Source organism: Microbispora sitophila (genome assembly GCF_014892245.1).
Lineage (GTDB): Bacteria > Actinomycetota > Actinomycetes > Streptosporangiales > Streptosporangiaceae > Microbispora > Microbispora siamensis.
This window is the reverse complement of the sequence record NZ_JADBGC010000039.1, coordinates 1-15,779: the sequence shown is the minus strand read 5'-3', so window position 1 is coordinate 15,779 and position 15,779 is coordinate 1. Positions and strand designations below refer to the sequence as shown.

At 70.6% G+C, this 15,779-nt stretch carries 14 protein-coding genes and 1 riboswitch; of the genes, 11 read left to right on the top strand and 3 right to left on the bottom strand.

Annotation, left to right across the window (positions count from 1 at the left end):
- Positions 1-142 precede the first annotated feature (142 nt).
- Both IL992_RS42490 and panC read left to right on the top strand, forming a co-directional pair.
- Positions 143-1,033 (top strand): Rossmann-like and DUF2520 domain-containing protein, encoded by an 891-nt coding sequence (locus IL992_RS42490; protein WP_193208953.1) that lies wholly within the window; start codon positions 143-145, stop codon positions 1,031-1,033.
- Positions 1,024-1,878 (top strand): pantoate--beta-alanine ligase, encoded by an 855-nt coding sequence (panC, locus tag IL992_RS42485; protein ID WP_193208952.1) that lies wholly within the window; start codon positions 1,024-1,026, stop codon positions 1,876-1,878. Before IL992_RS42490 ends, panC begins: the two co-directional genes overlap by 10 nt.
- Before the next feature lie 12 nt (positions 1,879-1,890).
- Here the strand turns inward: panC and IL992_RS42480 are convergent, their stop codons facing one another.
- Positions 1,891-2,544, bottom strand: coding sequence for a class I SAM-dependent methyltransferase (locus IL992_RS42480; RefSeq protein ID WP_319019181.1), 654 nt, complete (start codon positions 2,542-2,544; stop codon positions 1,891-1,893).
- Between the two features lie 62 nt (positions 2,545-2,606).
- On the opposite strand from IL992_RS42480, the gene IL992_RS42475 reads away from it, so the two are divergent.
- The 4 genes from IL992_RS42475 to lysS all read left to right on the top strand — a co-directional run bounded on the left by IL992_RS42475 (position 2,607) and on the right by lysS (position 8,411).
- Positions 2,607-3,275 (top strand): TetR/AcrR family transcriptional regulator, encoded by a 669-nt coding sequence (locus tag IL992_RS42475; protein WP_193208951.1) that lies wholly within the window; start codon positions 2,607-2,609, stop codon positions 3,273-3,275.
- 84 nt (positions 3,276-3,359) lie between these two features.
- The gene (locus tag IL992_RS42470; protein ID WP_193208950.1) at positions 3,360-5,876 is read left to right on the top strand and encodes an L-aspartate oxidase; all 2,517 of its coding nucleotides are present in this window, start codon (positions 3,360-3,362) and stop codon (positions 5,874-5,876) included.
- A gap of 7 nt (positions 5,877-5,883) precedes the next feature.
- On the top strand, positions 5,884-6,666 hold the full coding sequence (locus IL992_RS42465; protein WP_079319601.1) for a type III pantothenate kinase: 783 nt from the start codon (positions 5,884-5,886) through the stop codon (positions 6,664-6,666).
- Positions 6,667-6,725: 59 nt separating this feature from the next.
- Positions 6,726-8,411, top strand: a complete 1,686-nt coding sequence (lysS, locus tag IL992_RS42460) for a lysine--tRNA ligase (protein WP_193208949.1) — start codon at positions 6,726-6,728, stop codon at positions 8,409-8,411.
- Between the two features lie 118 nt (positions 8,412-8,529).
- Here the strand turns inward: lysS and IL992_RS42455 are convergent, their stop codons facing one another.
- Positions 8,530-9,453, bottom strand: coding sequence for an NADP-dependent oxidoreductase (locus IL992_RS42455; RefSeq protein ID WP_193208948.1), 924 nt, complete (start codon positions 9,451-9,453; stop codon positions 8,530-8,532).
- A 236-nt stretch (positions 9,454-9,689) separates the two neighbouring features.
- On the opposite strand from IL992_RS42455, the gene IL992_RS42450 reads away from it, so the two are divergent.
- Positions 9,690-9,938, top strand: a complete 249-nt coding sequence (locus IL992_RS42450; protein WP_179155467.1) for a helix-turn-helix domain-containing protein — start codon at positions 9,690-9,692, stop codon at positions 9,936-9,938.
- A 33-nt stretch (positions 9,939-9,971) separates the two neighbouring features.
- Here IL992_RS42450 and IL992_RS48775 read toward each other — a convergent pair whose 3' ends face one another.
- Entirely contained in the window at positions 9,972-10,931 is a 960-nt protein-coding gene (locus IL992_RS48775) for a C40 family peptidase (RefSeq protein ID WP_226874808.1), read from the bottom strand.
- 149 nt (positions 10,932-11,080) lie between these two features.
- A riboswitch (cyclic di-AMP (ydaO/yuaA leader) is annotated at positions 11,081-11,234 on the bottom strand.
- A 393-nt stretch (positions 11,235-11,627) separates the two neighbouring features.
- On the opposite strand from IL992_RS48775, the gene IL992_RS42440 reads away from it, so the two are divergent.
- From IL992_RS42440 to IL992_RS49175, 4 genes are all read left to right on the top strand, one after another.
- On the top strand, positions 11,628-12,179 hold the full coding sequence (locus tag IL992_RS42440; protein WP_193208946.1) for an amino-acid N-acetyltransferase: 552 nt from the start codon (positions 11,628-11,630) through the stop codon (positions 12,177-12,179).
- A 147-nt stretch (positions 12,180-12,326) separates the two neighbouring features.
- A complete protein-coding gene (locus tag IL992_RS42435; protein WP_193208945.1) occupies positions 12,327-13,745 on the top strand; it encodes an RDD family protein in 1,419 nt (472 codons plus the stop codon).
- 1,298 nt (positions 13,746-15,043) lie between these two features.
- Positions 15,044-15,388 carry a histone-like nucleoid-structuring protein Lsr2 gene (locus IL992_RS42430; RefSeq protein ID WP_079319595.1) on the top strand — a complete coding sequence of 115 codons (345 nt, stop codon included), beginning with the start codon at positions 15,044-15,046 and terminating at the stop codon, positions 15,386-15,388.
- A gap of 266 nt (positions 15,389-15,654) precedes the next feature.
- A partial coding sequence (locus IL992_RS49175) for a Clp protease N-terminal domain-containing protein (protein WP_139578418.1) occupies positions 15,655-15,779 on the top strand: 125 nt, incomplete at its 3' end.

Genomic DNA, 15,779 nt, shown 5'->3' with positions numbered 1-15,779 from the left:
ACGCCGAGGGTGTGACGAAAAGTAGTCACTTTCGTACTTATGGCTCAACATAGGCCCGTGAGAAACGGGACAAAATCCGACCGTTGGGCCACGCCCGGGCCGGCGGGAGCGCCGCCGCTACGCTGAACCGAGGGGAGGCGTCATGGACACAAGTGACCGCCCGGCGCGGCTCGCCGTGGGAGTGCTCGGCGCGGGACGGGTCGGTTCCGTGCTCGGAGCCGCGCTCATGCTCGCGGGTCATCGGGTGGTGGCGGCCAGCGGCGTGTCCGACGCGTCGGCGCGGCGGGCCGCCGACCGCCTCGGCCTGAAGCTCAGCAGGCCCGACGAGGTGATCGCGCGGTCCGAGCTCGTGCTGCTGACCGTGCCGGACGACGTGCTGCCCGGCCTCGTCTCCGGCCTCGCCGCCACCGGGGCCGACCTGCGCGGCAAGCTGCTCGTGCATGCCAGCGGCGCGTACGGCCTGGGCGTGCTCGACCCCGCGGCCGAGGCGGGGGCGCTGCCGCTCGCGCTGCACCCCGTGATGACGTTCACCGGCAGGAGCGACGACCTGACCCGGCTCAACGGCTGCTCGTTCGGCGTCACGGCGCCCGACCTGCTGCGGCCGGTGGCCGAGGCGCTGGTGATCGAGATGGGCGGCGAGCCGGTGTGGATCGCCGACCAGGACCGGCCGCTCTACCACGCCGCCCTGGCCGGCGCCGCGAACCACATGGTGACGCTCGTCGCCGAGTCGCAGGAACTGCTCGCGAAGATCGGCGTGGAGCATCCTGGCCGGATGCTCGGCCCCCTGCTGAGCGCGGCGCTCGACAACGTGCTGCGCCTCGGCATCAGCGGGCTCACCGGGCCCGTGGTCCGCGGCGACGCGGGCACCGTGCGCAAGCACGTCGACGCGCTCATCCTGGCCGCCCCCGAGGCCGCGGACGCGTACGTCGCCCTCGCGAGGCTCACCGCCGACCGGGCGCTCGCGGCGGGCCTGCTCAAGCCGGAGGCGGCCGAACGCCTGCTGGATGCCCTGGGAGGGAACATATGGACCTGACCGTCGCCGCGGACCGCGCCGCCCTCGACAAGGCGAGGGACGCCCTCGGCCCCGGGAGGATCGCCCTGGTCCCCACGATGGGGGCGCTCCACGAGGGTCACCGGTCACTGATGCGGCTGGCGCGCGAGCACGCCGACCACGTGGTGGTGAGCGTGTTCGTCAATCCCCTGCAGTTCGGCCCCAACGAGGACTTCTCCCGCTATCCCCGTACGTTCGACGCCGACCTCCGGGTGTGCGAGGAGGAGGGCGTGGGCATGGTCTTCGCGCCCTCGGCCGAGGACATGTACCTGCCGGACCGCCAGGTGGAGGTCTCGGCCGGCGGCATGGGCGGGGTGGTCGAGGGCGCCTTCCGGCCCGGCCACTTCGACGGCGTGCTGACCGTGGTGCTCAAGCTGTTCAACCTGGTGCGGCCGGACGTCGCGGTCTTCGGGCAGAAGGACGCCCAGCAGCTCGCGCTGATCCGGCGGATGGTGGCCGACCTCGACGTCCCGGTGTCGATCGTCGGCGCCCCGACCGTGCGGGAGCCCGACGGCCTCGCGCTGTCGAGCCGCAACAGGTATCTGTCCGAGGCCGACCGCCGCACCGCGCTCGCGCTGTCGCGGGCGCTGCGGGCCGGCGCGGCGCGGGCCCAGACAGCCGGGCCGGCCGGGATCCTCGACGCCGCGCGGGCCGTGCTGGAGGAGGCCGCCCGCTTCGACCCGCCGCTGCTGCTCGACTACCTGATCCTGGCCGACCCCGCGACGTTCGCGCCGGTCGGCGACGACCACCGCGGCGAGGCGATCCTGGCCGTGGCCGCCAAGGTGGGCACCACCCGCCTCATCGACAACGTGGTCCTGACCCTGTAGGGGGTCGGCGGCTCAGGCTTCCCCGGCGCGCAGTGTGAACCAGAAGGTGGGGAACGGGTTCGTGCCGGGTGTGACGTCGACCAGCTCCCAGCCGGTGAACCTGGCACGCAGCTCGTCGGCGGTGACGCCGGAGAATTTGTCGTCGAGCGTGCCGGGGCCGTACCCGAACATCAACAGCCGTGCGCCGGGAGCGGCGCGGCGGGTGAGCCCGGCGGCGTAGGCGTCGCGGCGGTGCGGCGGGATGCCGCAGTAGCAGCTCAGGTCGAAGAACAGGTCGTAGGGGCCGGGCGCGTCCAGCTCGTCGAGCCGGGTGGCGTCCCCGTGCAACAGCCGTACGGCCGCTCCCGCGGCGGCGGCCTTCTCCCGGGCCTGCTCGATCGCGCGGTCGATCAGGTCGACGGCCACGACCTCCCACCCGTGCCTGGCCAGGTATACGGCGTTGGTTCCGGTGCCGCAGCCGAGCTCCAGAGCGCGGCCGGGCGGCAGTGCGCCGTGGCTCTCCTCGTGCCCCTCCCCGCGCCCTTCTACCAGGGCGACCAGCTCGGGCGGCGTCACGCCGGTGTCCCACGGCGGCTTGCCGGCCCGGTAGTACCTCTCCAGCTCTCGGCGTACGGCCTCCTCCTGGTCTCGTTCGGTGCCCGCGTCCGCAGTGTTCGGCTTGTCCACGGCTCTGCTCCATGTTATTAGAGTTGAACTCTAGTGACTAACTCTAGAGATATACTCGCGCCATGGACACCGTCAAGCGGCCGGACAAACGGGCCGAGCGCTCACGCCGCACCCGGGAGAAGGTCATCCAGGCGGCGCGGGAGCTGTTCGTCGCGCAGGGCTATGGGGCGACGAGCCTGCAGGAGGTCGCCGACCGGGCGGGCGTGGCCGTCCAGACGGTCTACTTCGTCTTCGGCAACAAGCGCACCCTGTTCAAGGACGTCGTCGACACGTCCATCGCCGGCGACACCGAACCGGTGGCCACCATGGACCGTGAATGGTTCCGCGCCGCGTGCGCCGAGCCCACCGCGGCCGGGCAGTTGCGCGCGCACGTTCGCGGCGCCGGCGAGATCCTCGGCCGGGTCGCCCCGATCATGCCGCTGATCGAGTCCGCCGCGGCCACCGACCCGCAGATCGCCGCGCAATGGCCCGACGGCCCCGATCCGCGCTACATCGTGCAGCACGCCGCGGCCCAAGCGCTGGCCGGCAAACCTGACGCCCGGCCCGACGTCTCCGTCGAGATGGCCGCGGACCTGCTGTTCTGCCTGCTCAGCCCGCAGCTGTACCTGCTCTTCGTGCAGGACCGCGGCTGGTCGCAGGACAGGTGGGAGGAATGGGCCTATGCCACGTTGACCGCCCAGCTCTGCACCGACTCCGCGGCGCGCCCCTTGCGGGAGGGGCCGGGGCTGTAGGAGGGGCCGGGGCTGTGGGAGGGGGCGGGGCGTCACCATCGCCCGGGGGGCGTTATCGTCATTATGACGAAAGGGGATCCCCTAATGGTGGCGCTCGCACGTAGACTCACCGCCCCCGCACCCGGCTGGACCGTCGAGGCCGACGTTGTCGTGATCGGGTCCGGCATCGCCGGCCTCACCGTGGCGTTGCGCCACGTCGAACTCGACCCCCGGGCGCGGGTGCTCGTGGTCACCAAGGACGTCTTGTCGGCCGGGTCGACCCGGTGGGCCCAGGGCGGCATCGCCGCCGTCCTCGACCCCGAGGACACCCCCGACGAGCACCTGAGGGACACGCTCGTCGCCGGGGTCGGCCTGTGCGACGAGGAGGCCGTACGCGTCCTGGTCACCGAGGGCCCCGACGCGCTGAAGCGGCTGATGAGCCACGGCGCCGAGTTCGACCGCGATACCGACGGCGAGCTCCAGCTCACCCGCGAGGGCGGCCACCACCGCAACCGGATCGTCCACGCGGGCGGCGACGCCACCGGCGCCGAGGTGCAGCGGGCCCTGGCCGAGGCGGTGCTGGCCGAGCCCCGCATCGAGGTCATCGAGCACGCACTCGCCCTCGACCTCCTCCTCGACGCCGAGGGGCACGCCTGCGGGGTCACGCTCCACGTGATGGGGGAGGGCGCCCGCGACGGCGTCGGCGCCGTACGGGCCGGGGCCGTGGTGCTGGCCAGCGGCGGCATGGGCCAGATCTACGCGGCCACCACCAACCCCGTGGTGTCCACCGGGGACGGCGTGGCGCTCGCTCTGCGGGCCGGCGCGGTGGTCAGGGACATCGAGTTCGTGCAGTTCCACCCCACCGTCCTGTGGCTGGGGGAGGGCTCGACCGGCCAGCAGCCTCTCGTCTCCGAGGCCGTGCGCGGCGAGGGCGCCGTGCTGATCGACGCGAACGGCGAGCGCTTCATGCGGGGCGTGCACGAGCTGGCCGACCTCGCGCCCCGCGACGTGGTCGCCAAGGCGATCATGCGCCAGATGGCGCGGATCGGCGCCGACCACGTCTACCTCGACGCCACCCACTTCGGCGAGGAGAAGTGGCGCTCCAGGTTCCCCACGATCCTCGCCGTCTGCCGCGAGCACGGCATCGACCCCGTCACCGAGCCCATCCCCGTCGCCCCGGCCGCCCACTACGCGAGCGGCGGCGTGCGCACCGACCTGTACGGCAGGACCAGCGTCCCCGGCCTGTACGCCTGCGGAGAGGTGGCCTGCACGGGCGTGCACGGCGCCAACCGGCTGGCCTCCAACTCCCTGCTGGAAGGGCTCGTCTACGGCGAGCGCATCGCCGCCGATCTGGCGGCCGGAAACCTGACTGGCGACCGCACGCCGCGCGAGCCCGCCCCGGCCGACGATCGGCCGGAGGGCCTGGTGGACCCGCGTACGCGACCGAGGATCCAGAGCCACATGAGCAGGGGCGCCGGCGTGCTGCGCAGCGACCGGAGCCTCGCGCAGGTCGCCCGCGCGCTGTCGGACGCCCGCTGGACGCCGGTCGCGGTCGAGCCCTGCACCGAGTCGTGGGAGGCGACCAACCTCCTCACGGTGGCCTCCGCGCTGGTCGCCGCGGCGGCCGTGCGCGAGGAGACCCGCGGCTCGCACTGGCGGGAGGACCACCCCGACCGCGACGACGCCCACTGGCGGGCGCACATCGACATCGCCCTGACGGCGGAGGGACTGACCTTGACGTACACGCCTCACGAGGAACTGCGGACCGAGCTGGAGAAGGCCGGACTCGACCCGGACGCCGTGCTCGGTCTCGTCCGCGCCGCGCTGGAGGAGGACCTGGCCGGGGGACAGGACGTGACCTCGGTCGCGACCATCCCCGCCGACCAGCGGGCCGTCGCCGACGTGGTGGCCCGCAAGGAGGGCGTGGTCGCCGGCCTGGCCGTGGCCGAGACCGTCTTCCGCCAGGCCGCCGGGCGGGTCGAGGTCGAGCGGCACGCCGCCGACGGCGACCGGGTGCGCCCCGGCGACGTGGTGATGACCGTGCGGGGCGCGACCAGGGACCTGCTCACGATGGAGCGCACCGCGCTCAACTTCCTCACCCACCTGTCCGGCATCGCCACCCAGACCCGCCGCTGGGTGGACGCCGTCGAGGGCACCGGCGCCCGCATCCGCGACAGCCGGAAGACCCTGCCGGGGCTGCGCGCCCTGGAGAAGTACGCCGTCCGGGCCGGCGGCGGGGTCAACCACCGGATGGGCCTGCACGACGCCGCCCTGATCAAGGACAACCACGTCGTCGCCGCCGGCGGCGTCGCCGAGGCGTTCCGGGCCGTACGGCAGGCCTTCCCCGGCCTGCCGATCGAGGTCGAGGTGGACCGCATCGACCAGATCGAGCCGGTCCTGGCCGAGGGCGCCGACGAGATCCTGCTCGACAACTTCACCGTGGACCAGCTCGCCGAGGCCGTACGGCTGGTGGCCGGGCGGGCGCGGCTGGAGTCGAGCGGCGGGCTGACCCTGGACGCGGCCCGCGCGGTGGCCGAGACCGGGGTCGACTACCTGGCCGTCGGCGCGCTCACCCACTCGGCCCCGGCACTCGATCTGGGCCTGGATCTTCGTGAGGCATAATCAGGGAATGCTGCTCACCATCGACGTCAGCAATACCCACACGGTGCTGGGCCTGTTCGAGGGTGAAGAGGTGATCGAGCACTGGCGGATCGCCACCGACCCCCGCCGTACGGCGGACGAGATCGCGGTGGTGCTCCAGGGTCTGCTCGGGCAGTCGCCGCTGCTCAAGGACGCCGACATCAGCGGCATCGCCATCTGCTCCACGGTCCCGTCGGTGCTCAACGAGATGCGGGAGATGTCCCGGCGCTACTACGGCGACGTCACGGCGGTGGTCGTCGAGCCCGGCGTGCGCACCGGCGTCCCGGTCCGGATGGACAACCCCAAGGAGGTCGGCAGCGACCGCATCGTGAACGCGCTCGCCGCCACCACCCTGTACGGCGGTCCGTGCGTGATCGTCGACTTCGGCACGGCCACCTCGTTCGACGCCGTCTCGGCCCGGGGCGAGTACGTCGGCGCGGTGACCGCGCCCGGCCTGGAGATCTCGGTGGACGCGCTGGCCACGGCCGGGGCCCAGCTCCACAAGGTCGAGCTGGTCCGGCCGCGGTCGGTGATCGCGAAGAACACCGTGGAGGCGCTCCAGTCGGGCATCATCTACGGCTTCGCCGGCCTGGTCGACGGCATCGTGGACCGCATGACGGCCGAGCTGGCCTCCGACCCCGACGACGTCACCGTGGTCGCCACGGGCACGGGTGCGCCGCTCGTCATCGGCGAGGCCCGTACGATCGACGTGCACGAGCCCTGGCTCACGCTGATCGGCCTGCGGCTGGTCTACGCCCGTAACGCGTCCTGACGACTGCCTCGCGTACGGGACCATAGAAGGCAGGATCCCGTTCAGAGAGGACTGACGTGATGGACGCCGACTGGGTGGCGCGTTTCGCCGATGAGGTCATCGCCGAGGCTGAACGGCGCGCACCGGGCAAACCCGTCGTCTGCGCGTCCGGCCTCAGCCCGTCCGGCCCGATCCACCTGGGCAACCTGCGCGAGGTCATGACCCCGCACCTGGTGGCCGACGAGATCAGGCGTCGCGGCTACGAGTGCGTGCACATCATCTCGTGGGACGACTTCGACCGCTTCCGCAAGGTTCCGGTGGGCATCGACCCCGCCTGGAACGAGCACATCGGCAAGCCGCTGACCACCGTCCCGGCTCCGCCCGGCAGCGAGTACCCGAACTGGGCCGAGCACTTCAAGGCGCCGATGATCGCCGCGCTCAACGAGCTCGGCGTGGAGTTCCACGGCATCAGCCAGACGCAGATGTACACCTCCGGCGCGTACCGGGAGCAGGTGCTGCTCGCCATGCGCGAGCGGCGGAGGATCGACGCGATCCTCGACCAGTACCGCACCAAGAAGGCCAAGGCCAAGGAGGTCACGGACGCCGACGAGGCCGCCGCCCTGGAGGGCTCGGGGGCCGCGAGCGAGGACGACGGCTCCGGTGCCGGGGGCTACTACCCCTACAAGCCCTACTGCTCGGTCTGCGACCGCGACCTGACCACGGTCACGTCGTACGACGACGAGACCACCGCCATGTCCTACACCTGCGTGTGCGGCCACGGTGAGACCGTCCTGCTGTCCGAGCACACCCGCGGCAAGCTGGTGTGGAAGGTCGACTGGCCGATGCGCTGGGCCTACGAGGGCGTGGTCTTCGAGCCGTCGGGTGTGGACCACAGCTCGCCGGGTTCGTCGTTCGTCGTCGGCGGCCAGATCGTCCGCGAGGTGTTCGACGCCCCGCAGCCGATCGGGCCGATGTACGCCTTCGTCGGCATCAGCGGCATGGCCAAGATGAGCAGCTCCAAGGGCGGCGTGCCGACCCCGGCCGACGCTCTGTCGATCATGGAGCCCGCGCTGCTGCGCTGGCTGTACGCCCGCCGCCGCCCCAACCAGTCGTTCAAGGTCTCCTTCGACCAGGAGATCCAGCGCATGTACGACGAGTGGGACACGCTGACCAAGAAGGTGCAGGACGGCACGGCGCTGCCGGCCGACCAGTCGGCCTACCGCCGCGCGTCGAGCACGGCCTCCCGGGTCCTGCCGGAGACGCCGCGACGGCTGCCCTACCGGACCCTCGCCTCGGTCGTGGACATCGCCACCGGGCACGAGGAGCAGACGCTGCGCATCCTGCGCGCGTTCGACCCGGAGATCACCGGGCTGGACGAGCTGCGGCCGCGGCTCGACCGCGCCCAGCACTGGGTGAACACGTACGTGCCCGCGGAGGAGCGCACGCAGGTGCGCGAGACGCCCGACAAGGAACTGCTCGACACGCTCGGCGAGCAGGACCGGGAGTCGCTGCGCCTGCTGGTGGAGGGCCTCGACGAGCACTGGTCGCTCGACGGGCTGACCACGCTCGTGTACGGCGTGCCGAAGGTGCAGGCCGGGCTCGACATGGACGCCAAGGCGGCCACGCCCGAGCTGAAGGCCGCCCAGCGCGCCTTCTTCGCCCTGCTCTACCGGCTGCTCGTCAGCCGCGACACCGGCCCGCGGCTGCCCACGTTGCTGCTGGCCGTGGGCCGTGACCGGGTGCGCGAGCTGCTCGGCCGCGCCTGATCTCGGGCCTGATCTCCTGCGGGTGGGCCGGACGGTATGACCGTCCGGCCCACAGCCGTGTGCCGGGACAGGCGAATCAGTGCAGGCAATTCAGTGCAGGCAATTCAGTGCAGGCGAATCAGGGCAGCAGGACCAGCCGGCCGCGGAGGCCGCCTCTCCGTAGCCGTTCGTGCGCCTCGGCCGCCCGCTCCAGCGGATAGGTGCCGGCGACCCGCAGGCTCAGCCGCCCCGCCTCGGCGAGCTTCGCGACGTCCCGGAGCTGGGCCGCGTCGGCGCGGACGAACACCGTCGAGACCCGGATGCCGCGCAGCGGCAGGGGGGCCAGCCCGGCGGCGACGGCGACGAACGCGCCCCCGTTGCGCACGGCGTCCAGCGCGGGCAGGCCGACGACCGCCGCGTCCACCAGGCCGTGCACGCCGCCGGGAACGACGGCTCTGACGGCCGCGGCCAGGTCGGTGCCCCTCGGGACGAACCATTCCGCGCCGAAGCCCCGGACGAGTGACTCGTCGCCGGGCGCGGCGACCGCGGCGACCCTGAGCCCTCGCGTCACGGCCAGCTCCACGAGATAGCCGCCGAGGCCACCGGCCGCTCCCGTGACGAGCAGGGTCTCACCCTCGGCGAGCCCGGCGAGATCGAGCGCCTGGACGGCGGTCAGCGCGTTCAGCGGCAGCGTCGACGCCTCGGGCGCGGCCACCCCGGCGGGCGCGGGCGCGACGGCCGTCTCGTCCAGCACGACCAGGTCCGCCTGGGCCTTGAGCGGCTCCGTCAGCCGGTCGGACAGCCCGATGACCCGTTCGCCCGGGCGTACGCCCGTCACTCCCGGTCCGGCCCGATCGACCACACCCGCCACGTCCCAGCCGAGTGCGTACGTCTCCAGGTGCGGCATGAGTCCGTTGTCGGCGAGGGCGCCCGCGGCCGTGAGCAGGTCGACGGGGTTCACGGCCGCCGCCTCGACCCTGATCCGCACCTGCCCCGGCCCCGGCTCGGGCTCTGCCACGTCGACGACCCGTACGGCTCCGTCCCGTGCCACCAGTGCTCTCATGAGTTCCTCTCCTTCCGATGTCGCAAGGAGCGTAAGGAGAGCTGCTCTCTTCTGGGAAGAAGGCACCTGATAGTGCGTAAGGCAGGAGAAGGTAAGTCGATGGCCCCCGGCTCGCGTCGCTCCACGGGCGGCGTACGACCGGAGGCTCGACTCCGAACCTTGACGACCTTCATGGCAGGCGTTTACCTTCCCTGAAGGGTGGGCCGACGAAGCATCGTCGTGGGGGAGGGCGGACGATGGGTGTTCCCGAGGTCGTCTACCGAGGTGACAATCTCGCCTCGGACCTTGAGCGTGCCGGTCTCACCGAAGAGGATCTGCTTCTCCTCGCGGAGCTGGCCAAGGGCGTGACCGCCGACCGGGTGGGCCGCAGTCTCGACGTCAGCGGGCGCACCGTGCGGCGCCGGCTGCGGTGCATCTGCGACCGGATCGGCGTCGCGACCGCGATCGAGGCCGTCGCCTGGGCGGCGCGCCGCCGCCTCATCTGACCGCGTTCGCGACGCCCTCTGGCGAGGAAGGGCTCAGTCGGCGACGCGCACCGCTCCCGCGAACGGCCGCCCGGCGATCTTCGCGATGTGGATGACGTCTCCCGTGCGCGGCGCGTGGATCATGTAGCCACCGCCGATGTAGATGCCCACGTGGTGCAGGTCGGGGTAGAAGAACACCAGGTCGCCGGGGCGGAGCTGGTCGCGGGAGATGTGCGTGCCGGCCGTCCACTGGTCGCCCGTGTAGTGAGGAAGGCTGATGCCGACGGACTGGTAGGCCGCCATGACCAGACCCGAGCAGTCGAAGGAGCCGGGCCCCTCGGCGCCCCACACGTACGGCTTGAGCTGCTGCTTGAGGGCCCAGCGTGCCGCCTGGGCGGCCTTGCCGTCGCCCACGATGGGGAACGACATCCTGCTGCGCGTCTCGGCGCCGACCGTCCGGGAGACCTGCCGGTAAAGGTTGCTCTCGGTCTTCTTGATCAGCTTGGTGATCTTGTCGCGCCGCGAGTCGAGGCCGCCGAGGAGCTTCTTGACCTCGGCCTGCCGGGCCGAGGCGCTCTCCCTGGCCCGCGCGGCGGCGTCCATGGCCTTGGTGACCTCGGCGACCTCCTGGCTCTCCTGGAGCTCCAGCGCGTACGTCGTGGAGGCCTGGTCCAGGTATCGCCGGGGGTCGGCGTCGCTGTCGATGAGCACGAGCGCGTTGCCGAGCCCGTTGGTCATGTAGGAGTGCTGCGCGAGGGCGCTCGCCTTCTGCCGGCGGACCTCGAGCTCGGCCTCGCTCTTGGCGAGGTTCTTCTTGGCGAGGTCGGCGGACCGCTCGGCCGCCTTCAGGCGCACGCGCTCGCCGTTGTACTGCTCGGTGAGGGTCTCGATCTCGGTGTAGAGGCTCTCGACCTGCGCGGTGAGCTCCTTGAGGCTCGGCTTGGGGTCGGCGGTGGCGCGGACCACCGGGGCGCCGAACGTGATCGCGGTGATCGCGACGCCGACGAACGCCAAGCGGCGGATGGCACCCGGACCGGCCGTGCCGGATCCGGATCCTCGGCCGCGGGCGTGCCTGCCCACCGGCCGTCCTCCACGCATGCGCAACCGAGCTCCTCTCCCACATGTGCCCGCGGCGGGCCCGTCGTCGAGACGGGGCCGTACGGCGGGGCACTTCTGAGCGCCTACCGGGTTAGCTGACGGGTTCGGGCCGGAGTAGCCCTACCTTTGCGGATTCACCCCTTGACGATCCGAGATCGAACCGATCCTGATCCTGCAGTTGGGTCCCCGGCTCCCCTTCGCACTCGGTGCTTCGAAGATTCGGCGCCCGGTCGCCGTGAGCGCTCACGATGACCGGCATCGTCGCTGGACGATAGTGCACGGCGAGTTCTTGCTCAACCAGAACTCCGAAACCCGTCTACGTTTGACAACCAAACGATCACGGTCGGGTCACGAGATCGGTAGTGATACGTCCGCGTTCACCTGGGTTTAGAGCGATCTGGGACTTTGGATGTGCTGCCCGGGCTGGTGAAAAAAGTGGGACGAACCGGAACAGTCACCTCGGGGGGCGGTCGTTCATCCGTCCGTATCTTGACGGCTACGGACGGTCAAGCATCATGTCGGGTGTCGCGTTTGGGAATGACCGTTATCCGTACGGGACCGCTCCGCGCCGACCGCGTTGGATCGGCCGCGGTCCGGCTAGGCTGGCCGGTCATGGAGCAGGTCGCCGCGCAGACATCCAGTGAGCCGGGTGCCATGGCCGTGACGGTGCGCCGGGCCAGGACGCCGGACGTCCGGGCGATCCGGCGCCTCGTCGACGCGTATTCGGGCGTCGGTCCCCGCCTGCTCAAGAAGAGCACGGTCACGCTGTACGAGGACGTCCAGGAGTTCTGGGTGGCCGAGACGGGCGGGCAGGTCGTCGGCTGCGGCGCGCTGCACGTGCTGTGGGAGGACCTGGCCGAGATCAGGACCGTCGCGGTGGACCCCGCGGCGCGCGGCGGAGGCATCGGCCACCGGATCGTCGCCGCGCTCATCGAGACCGCCAGGGACCTCGGCGTGCGGAGGGTCTTCTGCCTCACGTTCGCGGTGGAGTTCTTCGCCAGGCACGGTTTCACGCCCATCCAGGGCACCCCGGTCTCCCAGGAGGTGTACGCGGAACTGCTCGCGTCGTACGACGAGGGTGTCGCCGAGTTCCTCGACCTGGAGCACGTCAAGCCGAACACGCTGGGGAACACCCGGATGTTGCTGCACCTCGACCGTCATTGATCGCCATTGATGGGCATTGATCACTGATCTTGACGACGATTGTCGGCTGCTGCAAAGGTGACTGTTGATACACCTGTCGCTACTTTTGGCAATATCAGCGTGTGCTACAGACGTGCGGCGCATGCGTCTTCGAAACGAGGTGACACGGTGAGCACCGGACAGCCGCCGTACCCCCAGGACGAGTCGGACGGAACGCCACCGCCGTCATCGAACCCCGGGTACAGCACGGACAGACAAGCCCAGGACTACGACCCCGACGTCACGGTCGTCAGCTATCGCGGGCAGCACACGGGCCCGCAGCAGCCGCCCGGCTACGACCCCGCCCAGGGCGGCTACGGCCAGCAGCAGGGCTACGGCGCCCAGCAGAGCCAGCAGCAGGGTTACGGCCAGCAGGGCCAGCAGCCCGGTTACGGGCAGCAGGGTTACGGCCAGACCGGCCCACAGCAGGGCTACGGCCAGGAGGCCGCCCAGCAGCAGGGTTATGGCCAGCAGCCCGGTTATGGGCAGCAGCAGTACGGTCAGCAGGGGTACGGCCAGACCGGCCCACAGCAGGGTTACGCCCAGCAGGGGTATGGCCAGACCGGCCCGCAGCAGGGCTACGGCCAGACCGGCCCGCAGCAGGACTACGGCCAGCAGTACGGTCAGCAGGGCTACGGCGCCCAGCAGGGCCAGCAGCAGTACGGCCAGCCGTCCCAGGGCGGCTACGGCCAGCAGGCCGCCTCCCAGGACTACGGCCAGCAGCAGGGCTACGGCGCCCAGCAGGGGCAGCAGCAGGGCTACGGCGCCCAGCAGGGCTACGGTCAGCAGCCCGGTTACGGGCAGCAGCAGTACGGCCAGCAGGGCTATGGGCAGCAGCAGTACGGCCAGGAGCAGTACGGACAGCAGCAGTACGCCCAGTCGTCCCCCCAGCAGGGGTACGGCCAGCAGCAGGGCTACGGCCAGCAGCCCGGTTACGGGCAGCAGCCCGGTTACGGGCAGCAGCAGTACGGCCAGCAGGGCTATGGTCAGCCCGACTTCGGCCAGTCGTACGCGGCCGCGGGGCCGATTCCCCCCGGCGCCCCGGCCCCGCTCGCGGAGTGGTGGCAGCGCCTGGTCGCCCGCATCATCGACGGCGTGATCGTCGGTGTCCCCTTCGGGATCATCACGCTCGTGATCACGGGGATCGTCGTCACCAACGCGAGCATCGATCCGGCGACCGGGGTGTTCACCACCGGAAGCGGTTACTTCCTGGCGTCATTGCTCACGGCGATCCTGGGCGGCCTTGTCATGGTCGCCTACGAATTCCTCATGCTGCGGGCGCAGGGGCAGACGCTCGGCAAGAAAGTCATGGGCATCAAGGTCGTTCCCGTCGGAGGCACTCTCGACGCGGGCGGGCTTCCCCAGGACGCGGCGCTGAAGCGCGCCGGCGTGCTCTACGTTTTCGAGTTCCTGCAGTGGATTCCCGTTATCAGCTACCTCGCGAGCCTCGCCTCCCTTCTGAACGTGCTGTGGCTGTTGTGGGACAAGCCGCTGCATCAGGCGCTGCATGACAAGGTCGCCAACACCGTGGTGGTCAAGGTCAAGTAACGACGACGGACGGGGCCGATGGAACGGACCATCGGCCCCGTTTTTCTATGGGTCGCTATGGTCCGTCCGCACCGCCCGCTCACCCGGCTGTGACGGAAAAACCTTGCGGCGCCTCCCGGGCATGCCATGCTTGGGTTCACCGTCCCGAGAGGTGCCCAATGACCGCGAGGCCGCCCCCGGCGCCAATCCTTAAGACTCGCCCCCGCCGTCCCGCCCGGGTCATATCCGCCCACGGGCGGCTTAAGGAACCGTCAGGGGCGCTTATGGGGCCGTATGGAGCCGCACGTGCCCTTATGGCGCTCCCGGATGCCCACCCGATCTACCCGGCCGCAGGCGGCGGCCGCGGAATGCGGGGATCGTTTGGCCGTGGGAAACTCCGACGCCACGACCGCCCGGGCCGTCCACGCGATTGTGCCCCCGCTCCTTTTTTCGATCTTCAGACCTCCCGCCCGTCGATCTTGATGGAACCGGCCGGTCCTCTCTTTTTACGAGGCTTCCGGGCTGTGGCGATCTGCTTGCGCGTATATCCCGCAAGCCGTGCGCGCCGTACGAGAAGGGTGCCGGGCCCCTTGTGAAGATCCGGCCGCCGTGACACGGGCTCCTCGTTTCGCCCGAGCTCTTCAACGGCGTACGTCCTCGGTCCGGCCTTTTCCATGGGACGTGTTTGCCGCTTCGCACTTGTCCGTCCGTGCCTGTTCGTCCTGGTCGGCAAGCCGCTCACCTGCGGCTACGGCCCGGTCGCCGGGGAACTCGGGGGCCTGCGGCCCCGCCGCCCGCCGCCGCCCGCGAAGTGCGCAAGCGGCTGAAACGGCGGGACGGCCCAGGATCGGTGACCGGCGGGGTCGGCATTCTGGGTACGATTTCGAGTGCATCCGGTAAGACCGCTGGAGAGACGAGGGATTACCCCGGCCCTCCAGGGGCACCCCGGAAGGCACGCCTGGTCCCTCCCGGCGCTATGGTCGTATCAGGGCGCCCGGCCCGGCAAGAGGCCGGCGGCCTTGCCACGTCCTCGGAATTTCCTCGGGTGCACCTAATGACACCCCCGGCACGAGCGAGGCAGAATGACAGAGGTATTGTCCGCCTTGATACCTTCCGCGGTCGTCGCCGGCGCGGCCGTCTACGGCATCGTAAAGTTGGTACGTTCCGACGCGGCGGGCCTCCGCACGGCACGGGAGCCACGCGAGAAGTCACCGGACTCAGAGGTTCCTGAGAATCCGCAATCATGAATTGTCAGCCAGGGGAAACCGGGTATATGTTTGGCTGACGAATCAAACTATGGGCTGCGAAAGGATTGCCGGATGGCCAAGCACACGCAGGTGATTCTCATCGACGATCTCGATGGCGGCGAGGCCAATGAGACGGTCACCTTCGCGATTGACGGCACGTCATATGAGATTGACCTGAGCGACGGCAACGCGAAGCGGCTTCGCGAGGCTCTGTCGCCTTTCGTCAGCAGCGCGCGGCGCGCGGACAGCGGGCAGGCCCGTGGGCGCCGTCGTGGTGCGGGCGGTGGGGGCCAGCGAGCCATGACCCGCGAGAAGAGCGCGGAGATCCGCGCCTGGGCGAAGGCTCACGGACACCCCGTGAGCGAGCGCGGTCGCATTGCCGCCTCGATCGTCCAGGCGTACGAGGACGCGCACTAACTCAACCTTGATCGCGCGGTTATGGCGGTCGTCGGAGGACCTGACGATCGCATAACCGCGCGATTGTGTTTGCGCTCCCTTAAAACCTCGTTCGCTTGCGGCGTATCGGGAACATGTCACCCCCAGCAGGGGGTTGGATAGAGCATGAACGCCCTGCGCTTGGGGAACCCTTCTGCCAAGGAGCGGGTCGCTGGGTCGGGGCTACCATGCGGAACGACGGGCCGGATCTCCCGTGCTCGCCTGACCGCTCTGTGAGGAGCGACGAGATGTTCGAGAGGTTCACCGACCGTGCGCGGCGGGTTGTCGTCCTGGCCCAGGAAGAGGCTCGGATGCTCAACCACAACTACATCGGTACTGAGCACATTCTTCTTGGTTTGATCCATGAGGGTGA